This is a genomic window from Kocuria sp. ZOR0020 (assembly GCF_000800955.1).
Classification (GTDB): domain Bacteria; phylum Actinomycetota; class Actinomycetes; order Actinomycetales; family Micrococcaceae; genus Kocuria; species Kocuria subflava.
Genome location: NZ_JROX01000216.1, coordinates 1 through 5307, shown reverse-complemented (window position 1 = coordinate 5307; position 5307 = coordinate 1). Strand labels below are relative to the sequence as shown.

6 protein-coding genes and 1 tRNA gene are annotated in these 5307 nt (G+C 63.5%); all 7 read left to right on the top strand.

Annotated elements, in window-relative coordinates; genetic code table 11:
* The coding region (gene proB, locus L979_RS11755; protein ID WP_052209852.1) for a glutamate 5-kinase at positions 1–962 on the top strand (962 nt) is incomplete at its 5' end.
* Positions 963–1018: 56 nt separating this feature from the next.
* Positions 1019–2326 (top strand): glutamate-5-semialdehyde dehydrogenase, encoded by a 1308-nt coding sequence (locus tag L979_RS11750; protein ID WP_047692396.1) that lies wholly within the window; start codon positions 1019–1021, stop codon positions 2324–2326.
* A 156-nt stretch (positions 2327–2482) separates the two neighbouring features.
* On the top strand, positions 2483–2731 hold the full coding sequence (locus L979_RS11745) for a hypothetical protein (RefSeq protein WP_047692395.1): 249 nt from the start codon (positions 2483–2485) through the stop codon (positions 2729–2731).
* 14 nt (positions 2732–2745) lie between these two features.
* Entirely contained in the window at positions 2746–3453 is a 708-nt protein-coding gene (nadD, locus tag L979_RS11740) for a nicotinate-nucleotide adenylyltransferase (protein ID WP_255349606.1), read from the top strand.
* The gene (locus L979_RS14775) at positions 3450–4397 is read left to right on the top strand and encodes a hypothetical protein (protein ID WP_052209850.1); all 948 of its coding nucleotides are present in this window, start codon (positions 3450–3452) and stop codon (positions 4395–4397) included. Before nadD ends, L979_RS14775 begins: the two co-directional genes overlap by 4 nt.
* Before the next feature lie 19 nt (positions 4398–4416).
* Entirely contained in the window at positions 4417–4863 is a 447-nt protein-coding gene (gene rsfS / locus L979_RS11730) for a ribosome silencing factor (RefSeq protein ID WP_047692394.1), read from the top strand.
* A gap of 226 nt (positions 4864–5089) precedes the next feature.
* Positions 5090–5162: transfer RNA gene (locus L979_RS11725), tRNA-Ala, on the top strand.
* The last annotated feature ends 145 nt before the right edge of the window (positions 5163–5307 follow it).

Sequence of the window (5307 nt, the reverse complement as noted above, 5' to 3'; positions counted from 1 at the left end):
CCTCTCAGCAGGCCGCGGCCTCCGTGGGGCAGGGGCTGCTCATGGGCCGCTACATCGATTCCCTGGCCCGGTACGGGGTCACGGTGGGTCAGGTTCTGGTCACCGCCGAGGACCTGATGAAGCGGCACCACTACATGAACACCCACCGTCAGATCGAGCGGTTGCTGGATCTGGGTGTCATGCCGATCGTCAACGAGAATGACGCCGTGGCCACCCAGGAGATTCGCTTCGGTGACAACGATCGCATTGCCGCGCTCACGGCACACCTGATCAAAGCTGACGTCTTGCTGCTGCTCTCTGACGTCGATGCCCTCTACACCAAGCCTCCGCAGGACGGTGGGGAGCGCATTGCAATGGTCCAGGACCCCGTCAAGGACCTGGAGGGTGTCCAGATCGGCACGGTGGGCCGCGCCGGGGTGGGATCCGGCGGCATGGTGACCAAGGTGCAGGCCGCCCGTATCGCGGCCTCCTCCGGGATTCCCGCGCTGGTCACCTCCGCGCAGAACATTGAACCGGCACTGCAGGGCGCGGATGTTGGCACGTGGTTTGCCACCACCGGTGGGCGGCGCAACGCACGCCTGCTGTGGCTGGCCCATCTTGCGGACATCAAGGGTCACCTGGTGCTCGACGACGGCGCCGTGCGGGCCGTGGGTCGGCGCAAGTCCTTGTTGCCGGCTGGGGTCACTGCCGTGTCTGGAGATTTCCACGCGGGAGACCCCGTTTCCCTGGTGGATGCCGAAGGCCGGGAAATCGCCCACGGCATCTGCAATTACTCGGCGCATGAAATTCCGGACATGTTGGGCAAATCCACCAGCGAACTCGGTGAAGAATTGGGTTCACGCTATGAACGTGAACTGGTTCACGTGGACAATCTGGTGACCATGCGTTCCAAGTCCACCAAGACCAGAGTTCGTGGTGGCACCGCCGGTCAGACCCACGCGGTGCCGCAGGTGAAAGCCTGACCCGATCAACAGCACGTAGCCACGATCCGATCTGAGATCCCAGGAGCTTCAAGTCCATGTCAGAACAGACCGCCTCTGCCAAGCTCACCCATGAGACTTTCGGTGAAGATCCCGTGACAGCCGTGGGACTCATGGCTGATGACGCCCGCGTGGCAGCCCGATCCCTGGCCCGGGCCACACGGGGGCGCAAGGATGCGGCACTGCTGCACATTGCGGACCGCATCCAGGCGCAGTCTGCCGCCATCATCGAGGCCAACAAGAGGGACCTCAAGCGCGGGGAGCACAACGGCACCTCGTCTGCCCTGCTGGATCGGTTGAAGCTGGATCAGACCCGTATTGGGGGACTGGTCGATGCCCTGCGGGAACTGGCTGCCCTGCCGGATCCTGTGGGTTCTGTGGTCCGCGGCCAGACCCTGGCCAACGGTCTGCGCATGAGTCAGGTCCGGGTGCCCATGGGCGTGGTGGGTGCCATTTACGAGGCCCGGCCGAATGTGACTGTGGACATCACCGGCATTGCCTTGAAATCCGGCAACGCGGTGCTCTTGCGCGGTGGTTCGGCAGCCCTGGAGTCCAACCGCGCGTTGGTGGGCATCATTCGTGATGCCCTGGCAGATCAGAAGCTGCCCGTGGACATCGTTCAGTCCATTGACGACTACGGGCGTGACGGAGCCACCGCCCTGATGGGTGCCCGCGGCAAGGTGGATGTGTTGATCCCGCGCGGTGGTCACGGTTTGATCCAGTCGGTGGTCCAGAACGCCTCCGTGCCGGTGATTGAAACCGGGGAGGGCAACGTGCACGTGTTCGTGGATGCCTCCGCGCCGCAGAAGATGGCCGTGGACGTCGTCGTGAATGCCAAGACCCACCGCAACTCCACCTGCAACACGGCTGAGACCCTGCTTTTGCACAAGGATGCCGCAGCGGGACCGGCTGTGTTGGAGGCCTTGACCAAGGCGGGGGTCCAGCTGCACGTGGATGACCGTGCGGCCAAGATGCTGCCCGGTGGGGTGCAGGCGCCCGCGGCAACCGACGAGGACTGGGGCACCGAGTACTTGGATGCCCACCTTGCGGTCAAGGTGGTGGACAGTCTCCAGGAGGCCGTGGCCCACATTGAACGCTGGACCACACGACACACCGAGGCCATTGTGACCAACGATCTGGCCAATGCTGAGGAGTTCATTGCCTCCGTTGATGCTGCTGCGGTCATGGTCAATGCCTCCACGCGCTTCACCGACGGCGGTCAGCTGGGGCTGGGTGCCGAAATCGGGATCTCCACGCAGAAGATGCACGCTCGTGGACCCATGGGTCTGGAGGAGCTGACCACCACCAAGTGGATTGTGCGCGGGGACGGGCACATCCGTAAGTGACGCGTTGGCCGTGGGCCCGTGCAGCCACGCACCAACGTGGGTGCATGCGGTTACCATGGGACTCAAAGAATTTCGGAGGGCAACGGCTGCGGGTCTGCTGATCACGGCTGGGCCCGTCCACCCCACCACACGGAAACTGTTATCGAAAGGGCTCACATGCTGCAGTCGAGCGCACTGATCCAGGCGGCCGAAGAGGGCGCCCACATTGTCAACGAGCTGCCCATGGAAGCGCACTGGTTCGGGATCATCGCCTTCTTGACGTTCATCGGCCTGTTTGTGATCACCTGGACCTTCAGCCCGCGCAGCACCCTGCCCGAGGCCACGGGCCACCATGCCGACCCCGCTGCTCTGCCCGCGGACGAGGCTCACGCCGTGGCCCAGTACGAGTCCAAGCGCAGCCGCTGAACTGTAGTCACCACGTGAATTCTGCCCAATCCATCGACGTCCCTCCCAGAGTCGTCGGACGCACCCGTGTGGGTGTCATGGGCGGCACGTTCGACCCCATTCACCACGGGCACCTGGTGGCCGCATCAGAGGTGGCTGCGGTGTTCGATCTGGATGAAGTGGTGTTTGTTCCCACGGGTCAGCCGTGGCAGAAGGCCGGCAAGAAGGTCTCCCATGCGGAGCACCGCTACTTGATGACCGTGATTGCCACGGCCTCCAACCCCAGGTTCAGTGTGTCCCGCGTGGACATTGACCGGGAGGGTCCCACCTACACCATCGACACCCTCAAGGACCTGCACGCGCAGCGCCCGGATTCGGACTTGTTCTTCATCACCGGCGCCGACGTGATGAGTGAAATCCTGGGGTGGCACGGTGCGGAGCAGATGTGGGACCTGGCCAATTTTGTGGGGGTCACACGCCCGGGACATGAACTGACGGTTCCCGACGGCGCCCGCGGCGTCACCTTGATGGAGGTCCCCGCCATGGCGATCTCCTCCACCGACTGCCGGGAACGAGTGGCCGATGGCAAGCCGGTCTGGTACCTGGTTCCGGACGGAGTGGTCCAGTACATCGCCAAATACGGGCTCTACCAGCCTGCCCCTGACAAGACCGGCGGCCCCACTGCCCAGGCCGCCAAACCCGTGACCGATCCCGTTCAGGATTCGAAAGAGACTGCTGTATGAGCCAGGACAGATTCTTGGAGAACGGTGAACCATCGCCCGGGGACATCACCGTCCCGGACGTGGTGAACTTTGAGTCCAAAGCCTTGGACCTGCCCGCCCCAGAGATTGACCTGGGTGGCGGTGCCCCGGATTCCAACGCTGAGAAGCCTTTGGGCCCCCGGCGCTTGGCGCTGCTGCGTGAGCAGATGGAACAGCATGCCGAGGACCTGGCGCAGAACCAGTCCGCTGATCCCGAACACGTGGATGAGGACCTGGCACAGAAGCAGATGCGCATGGCCCAGCTGGCCTCCCGTGCCGCCCTGTCCTCTGACGAGGACCGCATGGTGGCGGAACGTGCCATGGCGGAGAGCTCTGGCGCTTCCGATGATGCACAACCCATGACGGCGTCCATCCCGGCGGACCAGGTGCGTCGCCGTTATTTGCGGGGCGAGCGTTCGGCTGATGTGGCTGAGCCTGATCTGGATGCTGCGCCGGATGTGGTCCCCGAACCTGAAGTCATCGCCCAACCCGATGTGGAGGCAGCCCCGGAAACCCCAGCGGCCGACTCTGGTGCGGCTGAGGCTGCGGACTCGCCCGCGGGTGCTGATGACCAGGAACCGGTGCAGGCTGAACCTGAGCCCGAGGCAGAGCCTGTATCCGAACCTGAACTGGACGCCAAGCCAGCGGACGAACCAGAATCCGTGCCTGAAACCGAGGCTGAATTCCAGGCCGGCCCTGAGGCTCAGTCGCCTGCTGAGGCAGACGTGGAGACCTCGGCCGGTATTGATGCCGGCCAGGCAGAACCCGAACCGGCACAGCCCGTGAGTGCGCTGGATGCCCAAGGGCTGGAATTGATGGACCCGGAGGACTACCGGCAGTCCTCGCACCTGAAGACGATCATGCTGGTGCTGGCGGCCGTGGTGCTGCTGGCTGTTGCTGTGATTGTCCTGATGATTCTTCTGTGAGAAAGGAACTCACCACTCCATGACCGTTCCGGAAACTTCCATGTCCTACCTGCGTACCGCGGCCCGTGCGGCTGATGAAAAACAGGCCGAGAACCTTGTGGCCCTGGACGTCAGCGATGCCTTGGGGATCGTGGATTCCTTCCTTGTGGCATCGGCCTCCAACGAGCGTCAGGTCAGTGCAGTGGTGGACGCCATCGAGGACGCCCTGATTCAGGAGCACGACATCCGACCCATCCGCCGTGAGGGCAAGGGCCAAGGTCGCTGGGTGCTGCTGGACTACGGAGACGTGATTGTCCACGTCCAGCACGAGGAAGACCGCGCCTTCTACGCCCTGGAGCGCCTGTGGAACGAGTCCCCGGTTTTGAACCTGGGCCTGGAAACCACGGACTCCGCGGCTGACCCGACTGACCCAGCTGACTCGTCTGGCTCAGAGGACGACGGCGCCTCGGCCGCAACCCAGGCGTGAGATCACCGGCTGCTGATGAGATGACACCCCGTTGTGGGTGATCTCATCACCAAGTGGTGATCTCACGGTGCCAGCCGTCCGCTGAATCCTCGATTTGCGAGCTGGCGACCATTCGTCCTAAGATCTACAGCGTTGTCCGAACGGGGAACGAACACCGAACCAACGGGACGTGTTCACCCCGGGATCGTCCCGCACAGGACGTGATAAAGTTTCGGAGCAACAACAAGGGGCTGTGGCGCAGCTGGTAGCGCATTTGCATGGCATGCAAAGGGTCAGGGGTTCGAGTCCCCTCAGCTCCACGTAAGATGAGAAAATCGAAACTTGCCCCGCCTGATGGCGGGGCAGTTTTGTTTCTGCGGTGACGTGGGCCGGGGCGTCGATGCTGGTGGGGACTGTCCGATAAACGGTGTGTGGGGCCCGGCGGTTCTCATCAGTGAGTGGTTC

Excerpts from the sequence above, each read along its gene's own strand:
- L979_RS11750 (WP_047692396.1), top strand. The coding sequence starts at position 1,019 with ATGTCAGAACAGACCGCCTCTGCCAAGCTCACCCATGAGACTTTCGGT.
- L979_RS11745 (WP_047692395.1), top strand. The coding sequence starts at position 2,483 with ATGCTGCAGTCGAGCGCACTGATCCAGGCGGCCGAAGAGGGCGCCCAC.
- L979_RS14775 (WP_052209850.1), top strand. The coding sequence starts at position 3,450 with ATGAGCCAGGACAGATTCTTGGAGAACGGTGAACCATCGCCCGGGGAC.
- rsfS (WP_047692394.1), top strand. The coding sequence starts at position 4,417 with ATGACCGTTCCGGAAACTTCCATGTCCTACCTGCGTACCGCGGCCCGT.